Source organism: uncultured Candidatus Puniceispirillum sp., assembly GCF_963979125.1.
GTDB lineage: Bacteria > Pseudomonadota > Alphaproteobacteria > Puniceispirillales > Puniceispirillaceae > Puniceispirillum.
The window spans coordinates 1-24,750 of record NZ_CAXBVX010000017.1 but is presented as its reverse complement, the minus strand read 5'-3'; the positions used below and the strand labels follow the sequence as shown (position 1 = coordinate 24,750).

25 protein-coding genes are annotated in these 24,750 nt (G+C 45.6%); 5 read left to right on the top strand and 20 right to left on the bottom strand.

Features of this window, described 5'->3' with window-relative positions:
• Window positions 1-1,287 (bottom strand): DNA gyrase subunit A (locus ABNT28_RS03375; protein WP_348721008.1); only part of this gene is annotated, 1,287 nt, incomplete at its 3' end.
• A 209-nt stretch (window positions 1,288-1,496) separates the two neighbouring features.
• Window positions 1,497-2,003, bottom strand: a complete 507-nt coding sequence (gene ssb / locus ABNT28_RS03370) for a single-stranded DNA-binding protein (RefSeq protein WP_348721007.1) — start codon at window positions 2,001-2,003, stop codon at window positions 1,497-1,499.
• Window positions 2,004-2,239: 236 nt separating this feature from the next.
• Here ssb and uvrA point away from each other — a divergent pair, with 236 nt between their 5' ends.
• Together uvrA and trmFO are read left to right on the top strand one after the other, a co-directional pair.
• Complete coding sequence (gene uvrA, locus ABNT28_RS03365) at window positions 2,240-5,125, top strand: excinuclease ABC subunit UvrA (protein ID WP_348721006.1); 2,886 nt, start codon at window positions 2,240-2,242, stop codon at window positions 5,123-5,125.
• Between the two features lie 19 nt (window positions 5,126-5,144).
• Window positions 5,145-6,506, top strand: a complete 1,362-nt coding sequence (gene trmFO, locus ABNT28_RS03360; RefSeq protein ID WP_332924281.1) for a methylenetetrahydrofolate--tRNA-(uracil(54)-C(5))-methyltransferase (FADH(2)-oxidizing) TrmFO — start codon at window positions 5,145-5,147, stop codon at window positions 6,504-6,506.
• Here trmFO and ABNT28_RS03355 read toward each other — a convergent pair.
• From ABNT28_RS03355 to yajC, 5 genes are all read right to left on the bottom strand, one after another.
• A complete protein-coding gene (locus ABNT28_RS03355; RefSeq protein ID WP_332924280.1) occupies window positions 6,503-7,219 on the bottom strand; it encodes a hypothetical protein in 717 nt (238 codons plus the stop codon). The genes trmFO and ABNT28_RS03355 overlap by 4 nt on opposite strands.
• Window positions 7,185-7,568 carry an Mth938-like domain-containing protein gene (locus tag ABNT28_RS03350; protein ID WP_332924279.1) on the bottom strand — a complete coding sequence of 128 codons (384 nt, stop codon included), beginning with the start codon at window positions 7,566-7,568 and terminating at the stop codon, window positions 7,185-7,187. The genes ABNT28_RS03355 and ABNT28_RS03350 overlap by 35 nt, the downstream gene beginning before the upstream one ends.
• A gap of 2 nt (window positions 7,569-7,570) precedes the next feature.
• Window positions 7,571-8,506 (bottom strand): protein translocase subunit SecF, encoded by a 936-nt coding sequence (secF, locus tag ABNT28_RS03345; protein WP_332924278.1) that lies wholly within the window; start codon window positions 8,504-8,506, stop codon window positions 7,571-7,573.
• A 51-nt stretch (window positions 8,507-8,557) separates the two neighbouring features.
• A complete protein-coding gene (gene secD / locus ABNT28_RS03340) occupies window positions 8,558-10,141 on the bottom strand; it encodes a protein translocase subunit SecD (protein WP_348721005.1) in 1,584 nt (527 codons plus the stop codon).
• Between the two features lie 74 nt (window positions 10,142-10,215).
• Window positions 10,216-10,545, bottom strand: coding sequence for a preprotein translocase subunit YajC (gene yajC / locus ABNT28_RS03335; protein WP_332924700.1), 330 nt, complete (start codon window positions 10,543-10,545; stop codon window positions 10,216-10,218).
• A 138-nt stretch (window positions 10,546-10,683) separates the two neighbouring features.
• Here yajC and ABNT28_RS03330 point away from each other — a divergent pair, with 138 nt between their 5' ends.
• Window positions 10,684-11,550: an ATP-binding protein gene (locus tag ABNT28_RS03330; RefSeq protein WP_332924701.1), complete on the top strand. Its 867-nt coding sequence runs from the start codon at window positions 10,684-10,686 to the stop codon at window positions 11,548-11,550.
• A gap of 31 nt (window positions 11,551-11,581) precedes the next feature.
• Here ABNT28_RS03330 and ABNT28_RS03325 read toward each other — a convergent pair whose 3' ends face one another.
• The 13 genes from ABNT28_RS03325 to ABNT28_RS03265 all read right to left on the bottom strand — a co-directional run bounded on the left by ABNT28_RS03325 (window position 11,582) and on the right by ABNT28_RS03265 (window position 23,782).
• Window positions 11,582-12,568, bottom strand: coding sequence for a LysM peptidoglycan-binding domain-containing M23 family metallopeptidase (locus ABNT28_RS03325; protein ID WP_332924702.1), 987 nt, complete (start codon window positions 12,566-12,568; stop codon window positions 11,582-11,584).
• The gene (locus ABNT28_RS03320; protein ID WP_332924703.1) at window positions 12,561-13,199 is read right to left on the bottom strand and encodes a protein-L-isoaspartate(D-aspartate) O-methyltransferase; all 639 of its coding nucleotides are present in this window, start codon (window positions 13,197-13,199) and stop codon (window positions 12,561-12,563) included. Before ABNT28_RS03320 ends, ABNT28_RS03325 begins: the two co-directional genes overlap by 8 nt.
• Window positions 13,200-13,214: 15 nt before the next feature.
• Entirely contained in the window at window positions 13,215-14,003 is a 789-nt protein-coding gene (gene surE / locus ABNT28_RS03315) for a 5'/3'-nucleotidase SurE (RefSeq protein WP_332924704.1), read from the bottom strand.
• Window positions 14,000-15,286 carry a serine--tRNA ligase gene (serS, locus tag ABNT28_RS03310; protein ID WP_348721004.1) on the bottom strand — a complete coding sequence of 429 codons (1,287 nt, stop codon included), beginning with the start codon at window positions 15,284-15,286 and terminating at the stop codon, window positions 14,000-14,002. Before serS ends, surE begins: the two co-directional genes overlap by 4 nt.
• Window positions 15,287-15,386: 100 nt before the next feature.
• Window positions 15,387-16,337, bottom strand: coding sequence for a twin-arginine translocase subunit TatC (gene tatC, locus ABNT28_RS03305; RefSeq protein ID WP_348721003.1), 951 nt, complete (start codon window positions 16,335-16,337; stop codon window positions 15,387-15,389).
• On the bottom strand, window positions 16,337-16,819 hold the full coding sequence (tatB, locus tag ABNT28_RS03300; RefSeq protein ID WP_332924909.1) for a Sec-independent protein translocase protein TatB: 483 nt from the start codon (window positions 16,817-16,819) through the stop codon (window positions 16,337-16,339). Before tatB ends, tatC begins: the two co-directional genes overlap by 1 nt.
• 16 nt (window positions 16,820-16,835) lie before the next feature.
• Window positions 16,836-17,210: a twin-arginine translocase TatA/TatE family subunit gene (tatA, locus tag ABNT28_RS03295; RefSeq protein WP_348721002.1), complete on the bottom strand. Its 375-nt coding sequence runs from the start codon at window positions 17,208-17,210 to the stop codon at window positions 16,836-16,838.
• Window positions 17,211-17,350: 140 nt separating this feature from the next.
• A complete protein-coding gene (locus ABNT28_RS03290) occupies window positions 17,351-18,478 on the bottom strand; it encodes an ABC transporter ATP-binding protein (protein WP_332924911.1) in 1,128 nt (375 codons plus the stop codon).
• Complete coding sequence (gene scpB / locus ABNT28_RS03285) at window positions 18,447-19,160, bottom strand: SMC-Scp complex subunit ScpB (RefSeq protein ID WP_332924912.1); 714 nt, start codon at window positions 19,158-19,160, stop codon at window positions 18,447-18,449. Before scpB ends, ABNT28_RS03290 begins: the two co-directional genes overlap by 32 nt.
• Window positions 19,157-19,963 (bottom strand): ScpA family protein, encoded by an 807-nt coding sequence (locus tag ABNT28_RS03280; RefSeq protein ID WP_332924913.1) that lies wholly within the window; start codon window positions 19,961-19,963, stop codon window positions 19,157-19,159. The genes scpB and ABNT28_RS03280 overlap by 4 nt, the downstream gene beginning before the upstream one ends.
• Entirely contained in the window at window positions 19,964-20,794 is an 831-nt protein-coding gene (locus tag ABNT28_RS03275; protein ID WP_348721001.1) for an SPOR domain-containing protein, read from the bottom strand.
• A gap of 10 nt (window positions 20,795-20,804) precedes the next feature.
• A complete protein-coding gene (gene argS, locus ABNT28_RS03270) occupies window positions 20,805-22,523 on the bottom strand; it encodes an arginine--tRNA ligase (RefSeq protein WP_332924915.1) in 1,719 nt (572 codons plus the stop codon).
• A 47-nt stretch (window positions 22,524-22,570) separates the two neighbouring features.
• Complete coding sequence (locus ABNT28_RS03265) at window positions 22,571-23,782, bottom strand: deoxyguanosinetriphosphate triphosphohydrolase (RefSeq protein WP_332924916.1); 1,212 nt, start codon at window positions 23,780-23,782, stop codon at window positions 22,571-22,573.
• Window positions 23,783-23,945: 163 nt separating this feature from the next.
• Here ABNT28_RS03265 and ABNT28_RS03260 point away from each other — a divergent pair, with 163 nt between their 5' ends.
• Both ABNT28_RS03260 and ABNT28_RS03255 read left to right on the top strand, forming a co-directional pair.
• Complete coding sequence (locus tag ABNT28_RS03260) at window positions 23,946-24,317, top strand: iron-sulfur cluster assembly accessory protein (protein ID WP_332924917.1); 372 nt, start codon at window positions 23,946-23,948, stop codon at window positions 24,315-24,317.
• Between the two features lie 2 nt (window positions 24,318-24,319).
• Window positions 24,320-24,750: exodeoxyribonuclease III (locus ABNT28_RS03255; protein WP_348721000.1), on the top strand; the 431-nt coding region annotated here is incomplete at its 3' end.

The window sequence follows — 24,750 nt, the reverse complement described above, 5'->3', positions numbered from 1 at the left end:
AGCCTGAACTTCGGACAGGCTATAATGATCGTCAACGACCGCATGACCTGGATCATCAATAAGCGTGATAAAGGCACCTACTTCATGAGCTGGCCATGCTTTGGCACAAAGCGCATTACGCGCTGTTTCGGTATCTGGGGCTTTTTTGATCAGTTCAATAATTTCATCGATCGAAGCAAGTGCAATCATCAGGCCAGCCAATAAATGTGCCCGATCACGTGCTTTGTTAAGCAAAAAGGTTGATCGTCTGATGACTACATCTTTACGGAATTCACAAAAAGCTTCGATTACGTCCTTGAGTCCCATCTGGATAGGACGGCCAGCATTCATTGCCAACATATTGACGGGGAAGCTGGTTTGCAGGCGAGTATGCCGATATAGCTGATTCAAAACCACATCACCAGCGGCATCGCGTTTAACTTCGATAACAATACGCATGCCAGTACGATCAGACTCATCACGAATGTCAGAAATGCCTTCCAGAACCTTGTCGCGTACCATTTCGCCAATACGCTCTAACAACTGGGCTTTGTTAACCTGATAGGGAATTTCATGAATAATGATTGATTCGCGGTCTTTGGCGTTGGTTTGCACCTCAGCACGCGCACGCATAATGATAGATCCTCGGCCTGTTTTATAGGCCTCGCGGATACCATGTCGCCCCATAATAAGCGCACCAGTCGGGAAATCAGGGCCTGGCACAATTTCAGTCAGTTCCTCAGTGGTTATGTCAGGATTATTTACATAAGCCTCACAGGCGGTAATGACTTCACCAGGATTATGCGGAGGAATATTAGTCGCCATACCAACGGCAATGCCGTTTGCCCCATTTACCAGCAAGTTAGGGTATTCAGCTGGCAGAACTGAAGGTTCTAGCTGGGTTTCATCATAGTTTTGAACGAATTCAACTGTATTCTTATCAATATCACGTAATAGGCTTTCGGCTGAACGCGCAAGTCGCGACTCTGTGTAGCGCATTGCCGCTGCTGGATCACCATCGACTGAACCAAAGTTTCCTTGACCATCTACAAGGGGCAGACGCATCGAAAAGTCCTGCGCCATCCGCACCATAGCTTCATAGATCGAACTATCACCATGTGGATGATAGTTACCCATAACATCACCAACAATACGGGCTGATTTGCGTGGTGGTTTTGTCCAGTCATAATTACCTTCCATCATTGCGTATAAAATACGTCGATGGACAGGTTTCAAACCGTCGCGAACATCAGGCAGAGCGCGAGAAACAATGACACTCATCGCATAGTCAAGATAGGATTTCCGCATTTCATCAGAGATGGAAATGATTGGACTTTTAGGGCTGGTGGTTTCGTTCACATTTGTCTCGCTAATAGCGCACGAACAGCGTGCTTATATATCTATATATATAGCATGAAACAAATCTGAAACACCATATATTGTTACACAAAACAAAAAAAGCGATACCCATATAAATATGAATGTATCGCTTTATAATAAACCATTAAGTATATGATTTAAAATGGAATATCGTCATCCAAGTCATTGCTTTCACGCATTGGTGGTGGGCTTGATGATCCGCTTGATGCGCCACCAAATCCGCTATCATTTTCTGAACTTTGGTTGCCGCCTGTATCGCCACCGCCATAGCTACCGCCGCCACCGCTGTCACCACGTCCACCAAGCAATGTTAATTCGCCACGGTAACGCTGTAAAACAACTTCAGTAGTGTATTTTTCAACACCCTGATTGTCTGTCCATTTGCGTGTTTGTAATTGCCCCTCAATATAGCATGTAGAGCCTTTGCGCAGATATTGCTCGGCAATGCGGCCAAGATTTTCATTGAAGATCACGACTCGATGCCATTCTGTACGTTCGCGCTGTTCGCCAGTGTTGCGATCTTTCCAGCGTTCAGACGTTGCCAGTGACAATTGAACAATCTTGGCACCGTCTTGTGTTGAGCGCACTTCGGGGTCACGTCCCAAATTACCAACCAGAGTCACTTTGTTTACACTGCCAGCCATGTTCGATCTTCTCCTGTATTTGTTTTGCAGTTCGCAGATTACGCATCCCCACCCCCTGATGACAAGACAAATCGGCTTTATTTATTTTTACATAAAAGTGTTTTTCATACCAAAAGCACTAGCAAAATCTAGTCGGAAATGGCTATAGTCGCGCCATGCCAAATGATTCAAAAAACACTTCGCTATCGCAGCGTGTCAAAGACATTTCTTCTACAGATAAAACCTATGAACCACGCATGATTTCTGTGCGCGGCGCGCGGGAACATAATCTGTCAAACGTCGATATTGATTTACCTCGTGACAAACTGGTTGTGCTGACGGGGTTATCTGGTTCAGGCAAATCATCGCTAGCCTTTGACACAATCTATGCCGAGGGACAGCGACGTTATGTCGAATCGTTATCTGCCTATGCGCGACAGTTCCTTGAAATGATGCAAAAGCCTGATGTTGATTTGATTGAAGGTTTGTCTCCTGCCATTTCAATCGAACAGAAAACAACGTCGCGGAATCCTCGTTCGACCGTTGGCACTGTCACTGAAATTTATGATTACATGCGCTTGCTGTGGGCGCGTATTGGTATCCCCTATTCACCTGCAACTGGTTTGCCTATCCGCAGCCAGACTGTCAGCCAGATGGTTGATATCTTACTGGCGATGGAGCAAGGCACCAGATTATATCTGTTGGCGCCTATCGTGCGCGGGCGCAAAGGGGAATATAGAAAAGAACTTGGTGAATTGAACCGCAAGGGATTTAGTCGCGTTCGCATTGATGGCGCGCTATATGACATTGATGACACGCCCGAACTTGATAAAAAACGCAAACATGACATTGAAGTTGTTGTTGACCGTGTGATTATTAAGGGTGATTTGGATGAGCTAGCTACGCGGCTTGCTGATTCACTGGAAACGGCGTTGGCACTAGCTGATGGGTTGGCTTATGCCGATACCGCAGAAAGCCTTGATGACGCTTCTGGCAACAAAGATGAGGATGTGGCTGGTCGGCATTCAGGTCGGACAGTCTTTTCAGCTCGCTTTGCATGTCCTGAGTCAGGTTTTAGTATTGATGAAATTGAACCGCGACTGTTTTCGTTTAATAACCCTTTTGGCGCGTGTCCTGCTTGTGATGGTCTTGGTGTCAGTAGCCATTTTGACGAACAGCTTGTAGTGCCAGACCAACAAACTACCCTCCGTGGGGGGGCTCTGGCACCTTGGGCATCAAGTACTGCTCGATATTATATGCAAACGCTTGAATCACTTGCCAAGCAATTTAATTTTTCTCTTGATGTACCTTTTTTTGATCTGGATGAAGACACCAAATCAATCATCCTTCATGGGTCAGGTAAAATGCCTGTGACTATGGAGTTTGACGATGGCATGCGATCCTATCGCACGACCAAGCCATTTGAGGGAATAATGCCGAATTTGGCGCGGCGGTATCGTGAAACTGATTCGTCATGGGTGCGCGATGAGCTGGAAAAGTTCAGGGCGAATCACGATTGTGATGCTTGTGCTGGTAAACGTTTGAAAGCTGAATCTCTAGCAGTGAAGATAGATATGCATGACATTTCAGATGTCGCACGTTTGTCGATTGGCGAAGCGCGCGACTGGTTCTCTGGCCTAGGCACACGACTTGAAGGCCAGCAATCCGAAATTGCGGCTCGTATTCTCAAAGAGATTAATGAACGACTTGGCTTCCTTGTGAATGTCGGCTTGAACTATCTTTCAATGGCGCGTAATTCAGGCACTTTGTCGGGTGGTGAGTCGCAACGTATCAGACTGGCGTCGCAAATTGGATCTGGCCTGACGGGCGTCCTCTATGTTCTTGATGAGCCTTCGATTGGCTTGCATCAGCGCGATAATGACCGCTTGCTGTCAACCTTGATTCGCCTACGTGATCTTGGCAACACAGTATTGGTTGTTGAACATGATGAAGATGCAATCCGGCTTGCTGATTATGTAGTGGATATGGGGCCTGGTGCGGGTGTGCATGGTGGTTTTGTTGTTGCTGAAGGAACACCCAAAGATGTGATGGCAAATGAAGCGTCACTCACTGGACAATATCTATCCGGTGTTCGTGAAATAGCTATACCAGCGAAACGTCGCCAAGGCAAAAAAGGCCGTGTAATTCGTGTTGAAGGCGCCAACGGTAATAATTTACAAGATGTCAGTGTTGAATTTCCACTTGGGGTGCTGACCTGTGTAACAGGTGTATCTGGTGGCGGTAAATCAACATTGGTTCTGGAAACGCTCTGGAAATCGCTAGCGCGGCGTTTGCATAAAGCCCGTGAAATGCCTGCCCCACACAAAACAATCATAGGTGCCGAATATCTGGATAAAGTCGTTGACATTGATCAGTCTCCTATTGGCCGTACGCCCCGATCAAATCCAGCTACCTATACTGGTGCTTTTACGCCTATTCGGGAATGGTTTGCGGGTCTGCCTGAGGCTAAAGCGCGGGGTTATGCTCCGGGGCGTTTTTCTTTCAATGTCAAAGGTGGTCGTTGTGAAGCATGCCAAGGTGATGGTCTGATCAAAATTGAAATGCATTTCCTGCCAGACGTTTATGTCACCTGCGATAGCTGTAAAGGTCGAAGGTACAACCGCGAAACCCTTGAAATAACATGGCGTAGCAAATCGATAGCTGATATTCTTGAGATGACAGTTGAAGAAGGTGTTGAATATTTCAAAGCTGTGCCTGCAATCCGTGAAAAGCTTGAAACCATGTTACGTGTGGGGCTTGGCTATGTCCGTATAGGTCAGCAAGCGACCACCTTGTCTGGCGGCGAAGCACAACGGGTAAAATTGTCAAAGGAATTGTCACGCCGTGCCACGGGGCGAACGATCTATATTCTTGACGAGCCTACAACGGGTCTTCATTTCCATGATATTGCCAAGTTACTGGACGTTTTGCAGGAGCTTGTTGATCAGGGAAATACTGTGATTGTCATCGAGCATAATATGGACGTTATTAAAACGGCTGACTGGGTCATCGATCTTGGTCCTGAAGGTGGTGATGGTGGCGGTCTTATCGTTGCTCAAGGGACACCAGAAGATGTTGCAAAGGTTTCTGGATCATATACTGGACATTATTTGAGTCGCTTTTTCACCCCATCAAAGGCCTAAAACATCAAGGATTTAAACTATGCATGACAATGATGGAGCCATTCACGTTATCGGGGGTGGTTTGGCCGGTAGTGAGGCCGCTTTTCAGATAGCTAACCAGAATATCCCAGTCGTTTTGCATGAAATGCGTCCTAAACGCATGACTGATGCGCATCATACACATGGTTTGGCCGAGTTGGTTTGCTCTAACTCCTTTCGTTCAGATGATGCGACGGCAAACGCTGTTGGCGTTCTGCATGAAGAAATGCGTCTCTTAAATTCGGTTATTCTTCGCGAAGCTGATAAACATAAGGTGCCAGCTGGCGGCGCTTTGGCAGTTGATCGTGATGGTTTTTCGCAGGCGGTTGAAGCAGCTTTAAATGCCGAACCTCTGATCACCATCGAACGCGAAGAAGTGAATGAAATTCCTGATAGCTGGAAACAGATTATTATTGCGACAGGTCCCCTCACCTCACCAGCTTTGGCCGAATCGATCCGCAAATGGGGTGGTGAAGACGATTTGGCTTTTTTTGATGCGATCGCGCCAATAGCGCATTTTGAGAGCATCAACATGGATGTGGCGTGGTTTCAGTCACGCTATGACAAAGCGACTGACGGTGGAGACGGCAAAGACTATATCAATTGCCCGATGACCAAAGCGCAATATGAAGATTTTATTGATGCGCTAATTGATGGCGAAAAAATGTCTTTTAAAGAATGGGAAGAAAACACCCCCTACTTTGAAGGATGCATGCCGATTGAGGTGATGGCGTCACGCGGTCGTGAAACCCTGCGATTTGGTCCCATGAAACCCGTTGGTTTGACCAATGCCCATGATGGGTCGCGTCCCCATGCCGTTATACAGCTTCGTCAGGATAATGCGCTTGGCACGCTATATAATATGGTTGGATTTCAAACCAAGCTGAAACATGCTGAACAGGTTCGCGTTTTTCAAACGATTCCTGGTTTGGAAGATGCGCAATTCGCCCGACTTGGTGGATTGCACCGGAACACCTTTATTAATTCGCCGCGCTTGCTTGATCAACAACTCCGTATGAAGGCGATGCCGCATATTCGCTTTGCCGGACAGATCACTGGTGTTGAAGGTTATGTTGAGTCGGCGGCAATCGGTTTGATGGCTGGCCAAATGGCCGCGTTAGAAATCAAGGCTATGGATTGGACGCCGCCACCCCTTGATACAGCGCATGGCGCGTTGTTGGGGCATATAACTGGCGGTGCCATGGCAGATAGTTTTCAGCCAATGAATGTCAATTTTGGTTTGTTTCCTGAAATTGAAACACCAGCAGGCACCAAGAGACTTAAAGGCCGAGACCGAAAAGCCGCCTATGCCAAACGTGCGCTTGATTCGATTCGTGCATGGAAGGATGCTAATGGCAGTTAATGTGGTGTCTTGAACCCAAAAAGCCGCCAGCCAAGAAGCCGCCAGATCAGCACAAGATCATCATCAAACGCATGTCTATCATCATGTCTATGATAGCCTAAGATAGCGGCAAAATAGAGCCACCATTGACGGCTTTTTTTGGCTTGTTCCCGTAGATCGTAAAAATATAAATCATCAAGCCTAAGATTACCCACCCTATCTGATGTTTTTTTAGCATGTAACAAGATGGCAATTTCTTTAGCCGTATCAGCAAATTTATCATCACCAAGATATTTTCCAACCAAACGCCAGCATTCGCCCCATGCGTCTGTTATTGATGCGGTTTCATCCATGGCGCATGCTTGCCATGCTTCAATCAATGTCAGAAGATCATCTCGCTTCAGTTGCGCATCACGTATATGTATCCGCAATCGAACAATCAAGGGCGCGATATTAACCTGAAGTTTGTTGGCATCCTCGGCCAGCGTATCGTACCACCATTGCACACGAATTGCCGCCAGCATCGGTTCCTTGGGGATATGAATGGCGTTTTCCAATTCATATGACAGACAAAGTAAATTAGCCGCAAGTGAACGGTGCTGTGTATTTTCAAACCCAAACACCAATGCGACTGTTGGATCTTGGGCTCTAAGAGCATCTATCGCGTCTTTATGGAACTGCTTGTCCAGCACTGGCGTGTTACGCATCAACAGCGATGAGACCTGCGGCGGCATCACGCCCTTCACTCATCAATACATTCCATGTACGACAGGCAGCGGCAGTTGACATGACCTCAAGGCTGATATTCTTTATTTTTAAATAGGCGGCAAGATCAGGATAAAGTTGCATCGGCGCCTGCCCAACACCCAAAATGAACAAAGGTGGCGGGATATCACCAAGCAAAGGTGCCAGATCATCAAAGCTTATATTATTCAAGTCGGGCGGAGACCATGCCAATGTCATTCGCGGCAAAACCATTACATCACCAGAATATCTGGATCCACTGATACGAAACCCGTTGTCGCCATACCCATGAATAAGTTGCAGATCGCTTTTTTCAGTGAAGGTTTTTATATCGACCATATTTAGCGCTCATATTCCGGCACCTCAACGCCATCGTCATCCTGATCGACACGTTTCAGATCAAAGCGTGATAACATGCCGACGGCGATAAATACCGATGAATAGGTGCCAATGACAACGCCCCAGATCATAGCTAGCGCAAAGTCACGCAAGACCGCGCCACCAAAGATTACAATCGCTGTCAGCGCAAGTAATGTTGTGACTGATGTCATAACAGTACGTGACAAAGTTTCATTTAATGATCGGTTCAGAATATCCCGCTGTTCATATGATTTATAGCGGCGTAAATTTTCACGCACACGGTCAAATACAACAACGGTGTCATTGATTGAATAGCCAGCGATCGTCAAAATCGCTGCTACGGTTGCTAGATTGAATTCAAACGATGTTAGCGAGAACAGCCCTATGGTCGTCAGTACATCATGTGATAATGCCAATATAGCCGCGATTGAAAACTGCCACTCAAAACGGAACCATATATATACAAGAATGGCCATCAAGGCACATATAACAGCCAACACGCCTTTCTCAGCTAGCTCGGCACCAACAGTTGGTCCTACAAACTCGGTGCGACGAATATCGAAATCACTTCCTAATATATCCGTCACTGCTTTAATGGCGGCAATTTGTGCTTTTTCATCACCTTCCTGACGCTGAATACGAATCAGAACATCAGTTTCAGTGCCAAACCCCTGCAAACTAACATCACCTAGTTTCAAAGTGTCCAGATCGTTGCGTACTTTAGAAATATCCGCAGGGCCGGTATTATTGCGCGCCTCAAGTAAGATGCCACCTTTGAAATCAATACCTAGATTAAGCCCAACCGTTGCAAACAGCCCAATTGAAGCCAAAACCAAAAAGATTGACAAAACCATGGTCATTTTTTGCAATTTGAGAAAATCAAAATTGGTATCGTTTTTAACTAATTTTAAACGCATTTTAAATGTCCCTGATGGTCTCTATTGTAGCTATTACAGTCAATTTTGACATTAAAGAACCAGCTTATTAGGTTTTTTATGCTCCAGCCATAGCACTATGAACAGGCGTGTAACCATAACCGCGGTGAACATTGACGTGGCAATGCCAATACCAAGTGTTACGGCAAAACCCTTAATTGGGCCTGATCCAAAAATATACAAGAACGAGGCGGCAAATAATGTAGTTAGATTCGAGTCAACAATAGTTGAGATCGCGCGCTGATAGCCACCATCAATAGCTGCCATCACCGAACGGCCACGCTTGAGTTCTTCTCGTATGCGCTCAAAAATCAGCACATTCGCATCCACCGCCATGCCCATCGTCAACACGATACCTGCAATGCCCGGCAAAGTCAGTGTGGCTTGCAAGGCTGATAAAGCCGCGATAATCAAAATGACATTAACAAGCAATGCCATGTCAGCAAGAATACCAAAGGTACCATAACTGAGAACCATATATATTATGACTAGGCATAGGCCAACAATAGCGGCGATTTTACCCGCCTCAATAGAGTCAGCGCCAAGTCCTGGTCCAATTGAGCGCTCTTCCATAACTATCAAAGGTGCAGGCAGCGCGCCTGCTCGCAGAATGAGTGACAATTCATTGGTTTCGGCCACGGTGAAGTTACCAGTGATCTGGCCACTTCCAAAAATTTGGCTTTGAATTGTCGGCGCAGATACAACCTTACCATCCAAAATAATGGCAAAAGGCCGCCCAATATTTGCACCTGTAACGCGGCCAAAACGTTTTGCGCCTGCTGAGTCAAGCTGAAAGCTGACTGCGGGTTGGTTGTTCTGGTCAAAGCTGGCAGTCGCGTTTTCTAGCATTTCACCGCTGACCATAACGCGCTTTTCCACAACAAAACTACGTCCATCTTCATTGTCACTTGGCAAAAGGATACTGCCAGGTGGCACACGACCACGTTCAATAGCTTCTTGTGGTGTTATTCGCATATCGACAAGCTGGAAAGTAAGCTTAGCGGTCCGGCCTAACAGGCGTTTAACCGCTTCTGGATCATCAACGCCAGGTAGTTGAACAAGCACACGATCTATGCCTTGGCGTTGAATGACAGGTTCTTTCGTGCCTTCGGGGTCTAGCCGGCGTCGGATAATTTCAATCGATTGCGCGATTGTATTTGATTGCAACTCGGTCAAACCGCCTTCGGAAAAAGAAATGGCGTAGTCCAGCGCGTCACTGTTTATTGTCAGACCATTACCAAGATCGTTAAAAGTTGTTTTGGCTTTGCTGGCATCTTCAGCATTCCGTATTGTCACCTTAACAGCTTTGCCATCAACCTTCAGACCAGCAAAGCGGATTTTCTCATTCCGAAATTCCTGACGTATTGTCTCACCAATGCTGTCCAGACGTTCTTGTTCGACAACATCCATATCAACGCGTAACAGCAGATGCGAACCGCCTTGCAGGTCAAGACCAAGGTTAATATGTTTGCCTGGCAAAAAGCCAAAAACAGACCCATCTGACCCGTCCGCAAGCATGTCATCTTGATTGGACGATAGATTAGGTAAGGCGAAAATGACGCCTAAAAGGATGACAAAGAGGACGAGTAGCTTTTTCCAGCCTTCAAATTGCAACATTCGGTGCAAACTTTCTCAAAAATCAGTCAGTTCAAAATTTTGCTAGGTGATTGTTCATTCACACATGAACAATATTACTTCTTTTTGGCTGGTTCGGCTTTATTCTGAATGTCTGCGATCATAGAGCGGACAATATGAACCTTAACGTCCTTGGCAATTTCAACTTCGACGGTTTCGCTATCATCAACAACCTTGACGATTGAACCGGTCAATCCACCAGATGTGATAATCTTGTCACCCCGACGAAGTGCACCTAACATCTCTTTATGTTGTTTGGCACGCTTTTGCTGAGGGCGGATCAACAGGAAGTAGAAAATCACCATTACAAAAATGATTGGTAAAAGCCCGAAGCCACCTTCAGCAAGGCCGCCAGACGATTGTGCAAATGCTGGTGAAATAAACATGTTAAGAATGCTCCGTTGTATAAATTAAATCTGGCACGAACATAGCGACACTAGCCAAAACCTGCAATGACCCATATTAAACTATGTGATGTAATTTTTAGATGCTTAAACCCCACAATGCTGATTATAGAGTAGCTAATGGCCGATAATGATTCAAAATTTATATTAATTGAGCAGGTAATCCGGATTGCAGATGCCCTTGAGAGAATGTCGCCGCCTACACCAAAACCAGATGATTTAGACTACGCCAACGCTTATGTATGGCATGCGGCTATGCGTCGGCTTGATCCTGTGTATGCAATTAACTGTGTTCGGCTTGACCTTTTGCGCGGTATTGATCAGCAACGTGACAATTTGCTAGCCAATTCAATTGCCTTTGGGCGTGGGCTACCTGCCAATAATGCTCTTTTGTGGGGTGCACGTGGCACAGGTAAATCATCATTGGTAAAGGCTGTACATGCAAGCATGATGGGAAGTGGTCTTGATTGTGCACTTGTTGAAATTCATCGCGAAGATATTGTCGATTTGCCGTTTTTGATGAGTTTTTTGGCACAGATTCCACGTCAATTTATTCTGTTTTGTGATGATCTGGCTTTTGATTCGGGTGAAACCAGCTATAAATCGCTCAAAGCGGCACTTGAAGGTGGTATCGAAGGCCGCCCAAATAATATCGTGTTTTATGCTACATCCAACCGTCGGCATCTTATGCCACGGCAAATGATGGAAAACGAACGTTCAACCGTGATAAACCCGTCTGAAACTACAGAAGAATCAGTCTCGCTTTCAGATCGCTTTGGATTATGGATCGGCTTTTATTCAATAGACCAAGATGTGTATCTAGAGATGATTGAAGGTTACGTATCACATTTTGGAATTAACGTTCAAAACATAGATGTTCGACATGAAGCGCTTAGCTGGTCGGTTGGTCGTGGCGCACGATCTGGCCGTGTCGCATGGCAATATATAGTTGACCTTGCCGCAAGAACTGAAACTAAATTAAAGTAATTTAATCAGTATATTATTAACTGAAATTAATTTATATTATAATCGATCTTGGGTCGATTGGTTGCCGCGCTTTGCGGATTTCAAAATGTAGTTGCGGTGTATCAACACGACCAGTTTGCCCAACTGTGCCAATTGATTGACCAGCATTTACGATATCACCCTCTTTGACTGTAACCGTGTCAAGATGGGCATAGGCAGAGATCATGCCGCCATCATGTTTAACCAGGACCAATGTGCCAAAACTTTTTACATTTGTACCCACAAAAGCAACGCGTCCACTGGATGTAGCACCTACATCATCGCCTTGTGTGGCAGCTATATTGATACCGTCATTGCGCACACCACGTGCCGCTGGGCCAAACTCGGCAATAATCTCACCTTGAACGGGCCAGATAAAATCACCATCACCAGTTGGGGCAACAAATTTTTTGCGAGGCAGTGTTTGTGTAGCAGTTTGATTTGTGTTTGTTGATTCTGTATTAGCAGCTGGTTGCGCCACTCCGGTAGCGGCAATACCTTTGGGAAGGCCAGTGTCCAGAATAGAAAAATCCTGACTGTACGGAAGCTGTAAACGGTCACCCACAGTTATGCTGAACGGTTCCTGTAAATTATTAAGCTCTGCCAACTGGAATTGACTAACAGCATAGCGTTGGGAAATCGTCAATAATGAATCCCCGGGCTTGACGATATGAAAACGTGTCGGATTTAACTTTAATTGCTGACCTGATCGGAGCGTAAATGGTGCAATCAGATTATTCTGTAGAATAATTGATCTTGGTGTCACCCGATACCTTGTCGCAATGGTATAAAGATTATCATTTTGTCGAGCCGTGACTATTCCGCTTGCTGGTAAGATTTCAACAGCTACACGCAACGGAGCCGTAACAACAGGTGCTGGTTCTGAGCGGCTGAGAGACATGTCAGGCACCTTACAGCCAGTCAACAGGGCAATCGACATGACGCTGATTAGACTGGTTGTCAAAGCTACGCGCGCAATGTTCTGATCTGATTTATTCATCCTGTTTGTCCTCAATAAGGGGTACAAAGGTAACAGACATAAGGTTTTTCCGGTCAAATCCGGTCTCATGGCGCTTTACCACCACGAGTTGTTGAACTTTACCATCACCTTCGGGTGCTACCATGATGCCGCCAATTTTTATTTGGTTCAATAGTTTGTCAGGAATTTTGTCACAACCGCATGTAAGAATTATACGATCAAAGGGTGCCGCTTCTGGCCACCCTGCGCTTCCATCCCCTAATCTGAAGCTGATATTAGAAATTCGCAAAGCGCGTAATTTATTTTCGGCAGCAACCAAAAGTGGTTTCAGCCGCTCAAGTGTATAAACGCGGCGGCATAATAATGTTAATATTGCAGCTTGGTATCCACTTCCTGTGCCAATTTCAAGCACTCGTTCTCGCCCTGTCAGCTCAAGCGCTTCGGTCATGCGTGCAACGACATAGGGCTGGCTGATTGTTTGATCCAACGCAATTGGCAATGAAGCATTCTCATAAGCATGTTGCCGAAGTGATTCGGGTACGAAAATTTCGCGTGGGATACTCTCCAAAGCTGATAAGACAGGTGCGCTCAAAATCCCCTGCCCACGCAAAGCCATAATCAATTGAGCCTTATGTTGGGTGAAATCATCCAATGGTCGCGACTCCTGCTAAAAGGTTAGCGGCTCAAATTCTGATATGTGCTGATACGCTGTTAAATCCATTCCCAATGGCGTCATTGCAATCCAGCCATCCCTTATGACAGCGCGATCACTTCCGGGGCTGGCGTCAGGTTTAGAAATAAGAGGGCCAAGGCGAAAGTAACCTGCTTTGGCACCATCTTCGATTATGTCGCCAAACTTATGCTGGTCAGTTGACGCCACCATCATGCCTTTGATTGTCTCAGGGGCACCTTTTGGAAAATTCACATTCGGGATAAAACGTTCTGGCCAGCCATTATTCCATAAATGCTGAATGAGTGTTGCGCCATGGGCATCGACAACCTGATACTCGTCTCGGTTTTCACGTCCACCTTGCTGGGACAAAGCGATAGCAGGAATACCAGCAAGAGTGGCTTCCATCGCCGCGGCAACAGTCCCAGAATAAAGCACATCATCACCAACATTCATGCCGTGATTAACACCGCTTAGAACCAGATCAGGCTTTTTATCAAGTATCTTGTTCAAAGCAAAAATTATGCAGTCAGCAGGTGTACCCGATACTGAAAATTCCTGATTGGCCACTTCTTTAATTTCAACATCCCGGCGCAAAGTAATTGAACGTGACGCGCCAGAATGATTTTGCGTGGGCGCAACCACCCAAACATCATCGCTTAGACTATGTGCAATAGCTCGTAAAACCTTGAGACCAACAGCATCAATGCCATCATCATTGCATAACAAAACACGGCCAAAAGGCCGGTTTTCGTCAGAATTGACGTTAAATAATTGTTTCGTCATACGCTTTTCTTAACCAGGCGGTCAGTTCCCATATACCCATGCAAAGCAGTAGGCAGACGAACTGTTCCGTCTTCTTGCTGTCCGTTTTCCAAAACGGCAATCATTGTTCGGCCAATTGCTAGGCCTGAACCATTCAGCGTATGCAGAAATTGTGTTTCGCCTGTATCTTTGTCACGGAAGCGGGCCTTCATACGTCGCGCCTGAAAGGGGCCGCAATTTGAACATGATGAAATTTCGCGATACATCCCGCGCCCTTCATCCTGACCGGGAAGCCATACTTCAAGGTCATATGTTTGTTCAGCTGAAAACCCTGTGTCACCACTACATAACTTGAGCACACGATATGGTAGCTCTAGTTTTTGCAAAATAGCTTCTGCGCATCCGGTCATTCGTTCCAGTTCGTTTGCAGAGTCATCAGGATGGCTGATTGATACCATTTCAACTTTTGAAAACTGATGCTGACGTATCATGCCTCTGGTATCCCGCCCTGCTGATCCTGCTTCAGACCGAAAACAATTGGTATAGGCTGTCATACGCATTGGCAGCTTTTCAGGTGATAAAATTTCACCAGCGACAATATTGGTCAGTGGCACCTCTGCCGTTGGTATCAGCCATTTGTCGTCAGTTTTATAGAGATCTTCGGCAAATTTAGGCAATTGACCAGTTCCTGTCATGGTTTGACTATTGACCAGCGATGGCGGGACTGTCTCGACATAACCGAATTCGCTTGTATGTGTATCCAACATCAATGCCGCAAGCGCGCGCTCAAGGCGCGCTAATTGCCCCTGAAGAACAACGAAGCGCGCACCAGCAAGTTTAGCACCTAGCGCAAAATCCATTTGTCCAAGGCCCTCACCAAGCGCCACATGATCAACAGGTGTAAAACTGAATGATGGAATGTCACCATGTGTGCGAACCAGCTCATTGTCACTTTCGTCCATGCCATCAGGAACAGATGCATCCAGAATATTTGGGATTTCCATTAATACGGATTCAAGTTGTTGTGCCAGATCAGCATCGCGATTTTCCAGATCGGGCATTGTCGTTTTGATGTCATTGACCTCAGCAATCAGTGCATCAGCGTTTCCACCATTGGCTTTTAATTTGCCAATTTCCTTGGAGACTATATTACGGCGTGATTGCATCTCCTGTAGTTCACTTTGAACGGCGCGTCGTGCTGCATCCATCTCCAGAATTGAAGATGCTGAAACATCAATATTGCGCCGTTTCATGGCAGCGTCAAAATGATCAGGGTGTTCACGAATAAAACGGATATCATGCATTGGTCAGGCTCTGTCTTGCATCAATGGTAACAATCAAATAAATCGGTTTTGAAATAATAAATTCTGCGTGTTTCGTATCAATAAATAATGTCATCACACCCTAATCGGTAAATTCGTCTTTGGGGTGTTTATTCATCATTTTCGCGCCAAATATTGATAATTCATACAGCAAAATAATAGGAGTCGCTAGCAACACTTGTGAAATCACATCAGGTGGCGTCAAGATTGCGGCAACTACAAATGCGATAACAATGGCAATTTTTCGTTTCTCGGCCAGCCCTTCGGGCGTTACAAGCCCTGCCCGCGCCAGTAACAGAAGAACAACAGGCAACTCAAACGCCAAGCCAAATGCAAAAATTAGTCGCATGACAAGCGATAGATATTCGCTGATGCGGGGTTCAACTTCAATTGCTAACGCACCTTCTGATGCGGCCATTTCAAATGAGATGAAAAAGTTCCATGCAAGTGGCGTTACCACATAGTAAACCATGGCCGCACCCAAAAGGAACAGCACTGGCGTTGCGATCAGAAACGGCAGAAAAGCCTGCTTTTCATTCTTATACAACCCAGGGGCAATAAACCGCCAAATCTGCATGCTCATGATAGGAAAGGTTATACATAAAGCGGTAAAGAAACCGACCTTGATTTGTGTAAAGAAACCCTCATGAAGTGCGGTAAAGATCATCCGCCCACCGCCCTTAGCTTCCATTACATCAGCCAGAGGTGCTTGTAGGAAAATAAAAACGTGATAGGCGATTGAGCTATTATCAGTCCCAGGAATAGGCGCAACACAAATAAGAAACAAAACTAGAAAAGCGGTAATAGCAACGCCTAGTCGATTGCGTAATTCGGTAAGATGTTCGACCAGTGACATCTTTACCTCACCGTCATCATAAGCATCAGTGTCGTAATCAATCTCTGCTTCAGGGATACCATGTTCAGACGCGTCATCATGTTCCAAATTGTCGAGCATTTCGGCATCAGCGTTGATCTCGTCAAGTGTTTCTGGCTGTCCTTGTTTTGATTTACTTTTTTTAGGGGGTTTAGCCATTATTTACCCGCAGATTTCTTGGACTTTTTAACAGTCGAGGCACGCGTTGATTTTTTTACAGGTGTTTTCTTTGGTGCTACATTTTTTACAGTTGGCGTCTTTACTTTACTTCGTTGCAGATCGCCAGCAAGCATGTTGTTGGCATCATCGGCCAGCATTCTCACTTCATCCAGATCACTATCGCCAACAAGTGTACGCTTTGTCTCGTCAACTGACCCAGCAAGATCACCAGTCGGATCAATAGTATCTGCAAGGTTGCTGTAATCACCTTGTTTGATATCAGTGATGGTGTTTTTTAAATCCTTAACGTCTGTATCCGAGGCTATATCTTCCAAGCCACGGGTAAATTCGCTAGCCATAGCGCGCATCTGCTTGGTGAAGCGGGTAAAACCACGTAACATCTTAGGCAGTTCCTTTGGGCCAACCACCATAAGCAGTACAAAGGCAACGACCAAAAATTCCCAGCCACCAATATCAAGCATAGCTTAGACCTAACACCTATTTCTTGGCGGCAGGTTTTTTAGTTGTTTTTTTCTTTGCTGCGGCTTTTTTGGGTGTCGCTTTTTTAGCTACTTTCTTTTTAGGAGAGGCTTTCTTTGCGGCCTTTTTGGTTGTGACCTTTTTCTTTGCCGTTGGCTTTTTCGCAGCTTTTCGTGCTGGTGCTTTACGCGCTACAGGCGCTGTCTCAATGACGTCGGCTTCAACCGTTTCGTCGGCTTCAATGTCGTCTTCGGGACCTTTTAGGCCAGATTTAAAATTACGAAGACCTTTACCAAAGTCGCCCATAAGAGAGGATACTTTACCTCTACCACCAAAAAGTAGCAAAACCACAGCCAGAACAACGAGCCAATGCCAAATACTAGTAAAACCCATGATTTATCCTTACCTAAATTATTGCCATCGCAGTTTTCAAATATTGCGTCACTATAGACAGGGTGACGAAACTGCACAACAATTCGTTATCTCGAAACACATATAATTAACGTTTCAGATAGCTGTTCAAAATATTCATTTCAAATAGTTGACCCTTGTTTGGTTGCAAAAACAAAGGCCTGTGATGGATCCACTTGAACGCGCACATGGCTTCCCGCTTCAAACGAATTCAATCCGGGAATACGCGCATGTAAATGTACTTCATCACGCCCTGTTGGTACCGACAAATGTATCAATGAAGCCCTACCTAGCAAACGGGCTTCCATAACTTCGGCAGCCGCACCATTTTCATTTGAAAGTGATTGTGATTGTACTTGTGTTTGTTCAATTTTTTGATAGTTGTCTGGAATAATCTGCAAGGCTTCGTGCCTGATGACAACACTTGCTGCTTGCCCGTCTTGCATACTGTCGGACGCGTTGAAAATACCCAATGGCGTTTGGATTTTGCGATCTTTAACCACGCCTTCTAGCCGGTTTACCTCACCAAAAAATTCAGCGACAAAAGCACTTTTAGGTTGGCAGTAAAGATTGACTGGGCGACCAGCTTGTTCAATCTGCCCTTCCCGAAGAACTACGATACGGTCAGACATAAACATGGCTTCTTCGGCATCATGTGTGACCATTAGCGCGGCAGTACCTGCGGCTTTCAACACGTGAAGCATTTGATCGCGGATACGTTCTCGCAAACGGCTATCTAAACCTGCATATGGCTCATCAAGTAAAATAACTTTAGGGTTTGGAGCTAAAGCGCGTGCTAGGGCAACGCGCTGCTGCTGTCCGCCTGATAATTCATGCGGATATACATCGGCCAAATCATCAATACCTGTTTGCTGCAATGTGTCCATCGCGCGGGTAATGGCGGCACTCCCCCGGGTTTTCAACCCAAATACGACATTCTGGATAACTGTTAAATGGGGAAATAATGCGTAATCCTGAAACATGAAACCGATGCCGCGTTTTTCAGGGGGAACGTTGTAACTTGCTGAGGATACGAGTTTATCTTGCAATCGGATTTCGCCATTATTTGGTGTTTCCAAACCTGCCGCTAGACGTAGCAAAGTCGTCTTTCCACAACCGGAAGGCCCCAATAGTGAAACAACTTCACCTTCGTCAACAGTAAAGCTGACATTGCTTACTGATGGCGTACTATTATAAGCATGTCCGATATTGCGGAAATCAAGCATGATTTTCTCCGGCATCATCTTCATCAGGCACACCATCACTACTATCACTGAATTCTTCGTCTAGCCAAGCTGAGGCAAGCAAATCATCACCATCTTCATCTTCACTTTCGTCATCTACATCAGCATTATCCATTAGACGACCAAGGACCTGCCCTTTGCGCAATAATCCAGCCGCTTTAAGATCAGCCATGCCAGGCAAATCAGACGTATCACCAAGGCCGAAATGATCTAGAAATCCCGGGCTGGTTCCCCATGTCAAAGGACGGCCAGGCGTACGCCGCCGCCCCCTTGGTTTAATCCATCCAAGTTCAAGCAGAATATCCATTGTGCCTTTGGATAATGAAATACCACGTATCTCTTCAATTTCGGCACGTGTTATTGGTTGATGATAGGCAATAATAGCCAAAACTTCGAGCGCCGCACGTGATAAGGGGCGTTCAACAACCTTATGTTGGCTAAGGCGTTCTGCAATTTCTGGTCTTGTCCGAAATGCCCACGCATCTCCAACCTTGCATAATTCAATGCCACTTGTGGCATCATAGCGCTGGGCTACAACTGCCATGATTTCAGAAATATCAACCCCTTCAGGAACATGCGCGGATAGATCGCGAACTCGGACAGGCTTGTCTGATGCAAATACAAGGGCTTCCAGCGTTGCAGCCCATGTTTTAGGATCACTATCGGTTAATTTGGTTGCATCTGTCACGATATATCCTTCGATTTAAGATAGAGCGGCGCATAATTTGTATCCTGCCGAAGCCGAACAAATCCGTCACGGGCTAATTCAAGAGACGCAACAAAATGCGATGCTGTTGCCGAACGCCTGTCCATGGGTTTTTCAAGTCCGGGCGGCAAAAAATGCTGTAACACTGTCCAATCGGGACTGCGACCAATCAGACTCCGCAAACGCTTGGTAGCTTCTTGAACAGAATAAAGATAAGTGGCGGCAATGGTTAGCGTTTCACCCTCACCTTGTGATCGAATTTCACCATAACAAGCCAGTAAGTCATATAAACTTGCTGTCCATATGGCCTCGGTAGAAGCGCTGAATTTTTCAGCTTGTCCCCGCACAAAACGTTGCTGTCCCAGACGCGGTAGCGATATGAGACGTTTGGATGCCTGTTGCATGGACTCAAGCCGCATTAGCTGATATTTGAGTGCATCAGCCATATCAACAATTTCTTCGTCCTGTTCAGGCTCTGGGTCGGGCAATAAAAGCCTAGATTTTAGATAGGCAAGCCATGCCGCCATCACCAGATAGTCAGCGGCAATTTCAAGATCGAGAGAACGAGCATTATTGATAAATTCGAGATACTGTTCGGCAAGCGGTAAAATCGAAATACGCGTCAAATCAACTTTTTGCTCACGAGACAATGATAATAACAGGTCAATTGGCCCTTCAAAGCCATCAAGATTGACAAACAAAGATAATTGATCGTTTGCATCCGCACGTGCGTCCTGACTCAAACCATCAACATTGATTTCCTCTTCAAAGGGTGCGTCCGACATCTACTGCCCTGCCGTTTTTACTTTGCGTAAAATACAATCCTGTCCAGCTCGCTTCAGCAAGTCGCAAAGATTATCAGCATCAGCACGCACTAATGGTTCGGTTACGATACGCCAGAATACACCATTATCCTTGGTTTCGATCTTGGTCGTTTCCAAAATGGTATTATTCAGCCGTGTCCGGTGTTTTTCCGCCAAAAGGCTGGCAACCTCTTTGCCTTTATCGGCATTCCGGAATGCGGCAAGCTGAACGCGGTAAAGTGGATTATCCGTTTTTATGATTTTCTTCGGTTTGGTGCTGGCTGACTTTTGTTCTTTAATCTCAGGTTTGGCCGTTGGTATCAGCAATGTTGGCGACTTATCGGTTTTGGTAATATCGTTTGATATTGTTTCATTATCTGACGTTACTATTGAGGCTGAGAATTCATCGTCAGTTGGTTTTGGATCAACTGACGCAATATTCACATTTGTTTTATTGTCAGTCTCTTTCACGGAAAAGGTTTTTGGTGCGTCTTTTTCCAACGACACAGGTGGTAATTCCGGTTCACTGGATAATGGGCGCAGATTTTCCACACCAACATCAGTTTTTGCATTATTGGCTATCATGCTCATAACAGCCGAGTCCTGATTTTTGATTGCTTTACCGCCAACGTCATCGGGTTTGACCTTGATTGGACCATCTTCGGCGGCAATGATCAGAACGTCATTCTGATCCGCAGGCATAAAAATAGGCATCAAAAAATAGGTAACGGCACCAGCGGCTATGGTGATAAACACCAGCACCAGAATACTATGCCATTTTTTGTCGGTATTTTTATCACCTTTCACTACCATTTTGACCCCGTTACATTTCATCTAACGCTTTAATGGATAACACATTTAGGCCTGTTGCAATAACTAAACTTGTGGCTTTCACAAGCTGTAAACGCGCGGCAGTCACCACGGGATTATCATCAATCATAAACCTCAAATCTGGATTATCTCGGCCTGCATTCCACAAGGAATGAAATGAGCTCGCCAGATCAACAAGGAAGAAGGCTATGCGATGCGCTTCATGCGCACGCGCGGCTGATTCCACCATCTTTGGCCAGCTTGAAAGCAGTTTAATAACGGCTAATTCGGCAGGGTCTTTTAATACAGATAAATCAACTTCACTAGGCACGCCGTCGGATTGTCGAAGAACCGAACAAGCTCGTGCATGAGCATATTGTACATAAAATACCGGATTATCACGTGAATGCTCGGTAACTTTGGCATAATCGAAATCAAGTGTCTGATCGTTGCGACGCGTCAGCATGATAAAGCGAATGACATCAGCCCCTACAGCTTCGATAACGTCACGCACAGTAACAAAATTTCCAGCGCGCTTTGACATTTTGACTGGTTTGCCATTTTCCATCAGATTAACCAGCTGACAAAGCCGGATATCAAGCATGTCTTTCTGCCCTGACATCGCTTCGACAGCGGCCTTCATCCTTTTTACATAACCGCCATGATCAACGCCAAAAATGTCTATCAGTTGGCCTTTGGTGCGTTCAAGCTTGTTAAAATGATAGGACACGTCCGAGGCAAAATATGTCCAGCTACCATTCGATTTTTGTAAAGGCCGGTCGGTGTCATCACCAAAATTGCTGGCCCTGAACAAAAGCTGTTCTCTAGGTTCCCAATCTTCGGGTTCTTTCCCTTTTGGCGGTTCCAGAACACCCATATAGACATGACCGTCGGCTTTCAATTTATCGACTGCCTTTTGTACCGCGCCATTTTCAACTAGTTCACGCTCTGATGCAAAACGATCCATTTGAATACCAAGAGCCTTCAGATCCTCTTTAATGCCAACCAGAATTTCGCTCACCGCAAAGAGCCGAAAGGTGGACAACCACTCTTCTTCGGGGCGCTTATGATACTTGTCACCATATTTTGCGGCTAATTTTGATCCTACGTCTTTCAGATATTCACCTGGATATAGGCCAGCTTCTATCTCAATGTCATCGCCAAGCGCTTCGCAATATCGCAAATACGCAGATCGCGCCAAAATATCCACCTGACCACCAGCGTCATTGACATAATATTCCTTGGTCACGTTCCATCCGCTAAATGCCATCAATCCAGCTAACGCATCACCAATAACGGCACCACGCGCATGCGCTGCATGTAAAGGACCCGTTGGATTAGCAGATACATATTCAATATTTACATTGGCACCCTGACCGGCATTATTTCGTCCATAATCATGTGCCGCCGTCAAAACCTCACTGATCTCACGTGCCCATAGTAATGGATTGATACGTAAATTGATAAAGCCTGGTCCGGCAATTTCAACATCCACAACACCGTCTATTGTTTTTAATTCCTCAGAAAATAAAACGGCAAGGTCTCGCGGTTTCATAGCTGCCGGTTTGGCCAAAACCATGGCTGCATTCGTGGCAAGGTCGCCATGTTCTTGATCACGCGGCAGTTCAAAAACAACGCGACTTATATCCAATTCTTTTTTGATTTGCCCTGCTTCGCCTAATTGCAAAATGATCGCGGCAAACTGGGTCTCGAAATAAGTAAAAATATTCATCTAATTTGGGTTCGCTTGTATATTAGTGGAAATTGAATGTCGAAAATCTAGCGAAGAATGGGGCCAAGGTCGAAAAGGCGCTCATGTTCTAAAATAGCATAACGGTCAGTCATCGAGGCAATGTAATCTGCAATCACCCGCGCTACAACATCATCTTTCTGATCAGCCAATGACCCTAGTTTGGTTTCCTGCCATTCATTTGGTAACGTATTAGGCTCCGACATAAACAGATTAAACAGATCTGTCACCACCCGTTTTGCTTTACTGGTCATGCGGTTGACCTTGTAATGCCGCCACATATTTTTGAACAGAAAGCTTCGTAAAATTTCAAGGTCTCGTGCCATTGGCTCAGAAAAAGCAATGACGGCACCCTTGGCGTTTCTGATATCATCTGAATGTTTAGCGCCTAAATGTGCCAGATTGGCAGCAGATGTCTCCAGCAAATCTTCAACAAATACAGATATAAGACGACGAACTAGCTCATGCGTGGTTCGCGTTATATCAAGTTGGCCATGTTTGGCATTAATGTCACGTAAGGCTTTGCCAACTTGTGGCAAATCTTGAATGGCATCGAGCCGGAATAAATCAGCACGCAGGGCATCATCAAAATCATGCGATAGATAAGCTATATCATCTGACAGATTGGCTAGTTGTGCTTCAGCCGACGGATAGCTAGTCACATCAAGCGACATGTCAGCATCAAGCTGTTTGAAATTAGCTGGAATATCACCTTCACTTGCAAACGGGCCATTATGCTTGACGACGCCTTCTAATGTTTCCCATGTCAGGTTCAATCCATCAAACCCAGCATAACGTCTTTCTAGACTGGTTAGAACGCGCACTGTTTGCTCATTATGGTCAAATCCGCCAAATGGTTCCATCAAACGATCAAGCACCTCTTCGCCAGCATGGCCGAACGGTGTATGCCCCAGATCATGCGCCAATGCGACAGCTTCGGCCAAATCATCATTCAGCCTAAGGCTTCTTGAAATTGAACGGGCAATCTGTGCAACTTCAAGAGAATGCGTCAAGCGTGTGCGAAAATAGTCACCTTCATGATAGACAAAAACCTGAGTTTTATGTTTTAGACGACGAAATGCCCCAGAATGTAAAACTCGATCACGATCACGTTGATAGGCGGTGCGCATTCCCCATCTTTTTAAATCATCCAATAATGGTGCACCACCCTCATCAACAAGTCGTCCCCGGCTTTGTGGCGCGTGACAGGCATAACTCGCCAAAGTGCGATCTTCAGTCATCTTTGTCACCTGATAAACCCTGACAATTAAGTTGATTGTGAGTAACACACCTTACGCTCAATCAATTCAAACCGCAAACATTGGGTGGCTTGATTTACGTGTTATAAACGCCCATATTCATAGCAATCCAACCTGGTACGGTATTAAACAAATGTCTGAGATTATGAGTAAAACCTCAAATAGCGATAATGTTTCGTCATCAGCACTGGCAGGTATTTTCAGCCTAACCGAGGCTGCCGCTGTTCGAATTACATCAATGTTAGACGCCGAACCTGAGGGTAGTTTTTTTCGCGTTGCTGTTCTAGGTGGCGGCTGTTCAGGTTTCCAGTATCAATTTAGCATCGATACCAATCGGGACGATGAAGATCGCATTTTCACCAGCCATGATGTTGACGTTGTTATCGACGAAATGTCACTAGAACTTGTTGATCATGCTGAACTAGATTATGTCCAAGACCTCATGGGATCATATTTTGCCGTGAACAACCCCAATGCAACTGCATCTTGCGGGTGCGGCACCTCGTTTTCGGTCTGACAATGCGAATTGCAAGCTGGAACGTCAATTCTGCCAAAGCGCGACTTGATCATATTACGGGTTGGCTGGCTGGCGACAATGCCGACATTTTAATGATGCAGGAAATCAAGTCACAGGACGATAATTTTCCGCGCGATGCCTTTAAGGATTTAGGTTGGCATATCGCTGTACATGGCCAGAAAAGCTATAACGGCGTTGCCATTGCCAGCCAGTTTCCAATTGAAGATGTAATCAACGGCTTGCCAGGTGATGATGCTGACGAACAGGCACGTTATATTGAAGCCACCATTAACGGCGTTCGCGTTGGCAATATATATCTGCCTAATGGTAATCCGGCACCTGGTCCCAAACTGGACTATAAACTGGCATGGATGGCACGTCTTTATGATCGTGCGGTTGAATTATTGGCAACTGAAATGCCAGTTGTTCTTGG

Bases quoted from the DNA above. Each gene is read 5' to 3' on its own strand.
- ABNT28_RS03280 (WP_332924913.1), bottom strand. From the start codon at position 19,963: ATGTCGGACGCACCCTTTGAAGAGGAAATCAATGTTGATGGTTTGAGT.
- ABNT28_RS03325 (WP_332924702.1), bottom strand. From the start codon at position 12,568: ATGAATAAATCAGATCAGAACATTGCGCGCGTAGCTTTGACAACCAGT.
- tatB (WP_332924909.1), bottom strand. From the start codon at position 16,819: ATGCTTGATATTGGTGGCTGGGAATTTTTGGTCGTTGCCTTTGTACTG.
- yajC (WP_332924700.1), bottom strand. From the start codon at position 10,545: ATGTTTATTTCACCAGCATTTGCACAATCGTCTGGCGGCCTTGCTGAA.
- ABNT28_RS03260 (WP_332924917.1), top strand. From the start codon at position 23,946: ATGAGTAAAACCTCAAATAGCGATAATGTTTCGTCATCAGCACTGGCA.
- argS (WP_332924915.1), bottom strand. From the start codon at position 22,523: ATGAATATTTTTACTTATTTCGAGACCCAGTTTGCCGCGATCATTTTG.
- tatA (WP_348721002.1), bottom strand. From the start codon at position 17,210: ATGGGTTTTACTAGTATTTGGCATTGGCTCGTTGTTCTGGCTGTGGTT.
- ABNT28_RS03290 (WP_332924911.1), bottom strand. From the start codon at position 18,478: ATGAAGATGATGCCGGAGAAAATCATGCTTGATTTCCGCAATATCGGA.
- ABNT28_RS03265 (WP_332924916.1), bottom strand. From the start codon at position 23,782: ATGACTGAAGATCGCACTTTGGCGAGTTATGCCTGTCACGCGCCACAA.
- ABNT28_RS03350 (WP_332924279.1), bottom strand. From the start codon at position 7,568: ATGGTCGATATAAAAACCTTCACTGAAAAAAGCGATCTGCAACTTATT.
- trmFO (WP_332924281.1), top strand. From the start codon at position 5,145: ATGCATGACAATGATGGAGCCATTCACGTTATCGGGGGTGGTTTGGCC.
- ABNT28_RS03355 (WP_332924280.1), bottom strand. From the start codon at position 7,219: ATGCCGCCGCAGGTCTCATCGCTGTTGATGCGTAACACGCCAGTGCTG.
- secF (WP_332924278.1), bottom strand. From the start codon at position 8,506: ATGCGTTTAAAATTAGTTAAAAACGATACCAATTTTGATTTTCTCAAA.
- serS (WP_348721004.1), bottom strand. From the start codon at position 15,286: ATGCATGATATCCGTTTTATTCGTGAACACCCTGATCATTTTGACGCT.
- ABNT28_RS03275 (WP_348721001.1), bottom strand. From the start codon at position 20,794: ATGGTAGTGAAAGGTGATAAAAATACCGACAAAAAATGGCATAGTATT.
- secD (WP_348721005.1), bottom strand. From the start codon at position 10,141: ATGTTGCAATTTGAAGGCTGGAAAAAGCTACTCGTCCTCTTTGTCATC.
- uvrA (WP_348721006.1), top strand. From the start codon at position 2,240: ATGATTTCTGTGCGCGGCGCGCGGGAACATAATCTGTCAAACGTCGAT.
- surE (WP_332924704.1), bottom strand. From the start codon at position 14,003: ATGACGAAACAATTATTTAACGTCAATTCTGACGAAAACCGGCCTTTT.
- tatC (WP_348721003.1), bottom strand. From the start codon at position 16,337: ATGGCTAAACCCCCTAAAAAAAGTAAATCAAAACAAGGACAGCCAGAA.
- ABNT28_RS03330 (WP_332924701.1), top strand. From the start codon at position 10,684: ATGGCCGATAATGATTCAAAATTTATATTAATTGAGCAGGTAATCCGG.
- ssb (WP_348721007.1), bottom strand. From the start codon at position 2,003: ATGGCTGGCAGTGTAAACAAAGTGACTCTGGTTGGTAATTTGGGACGT.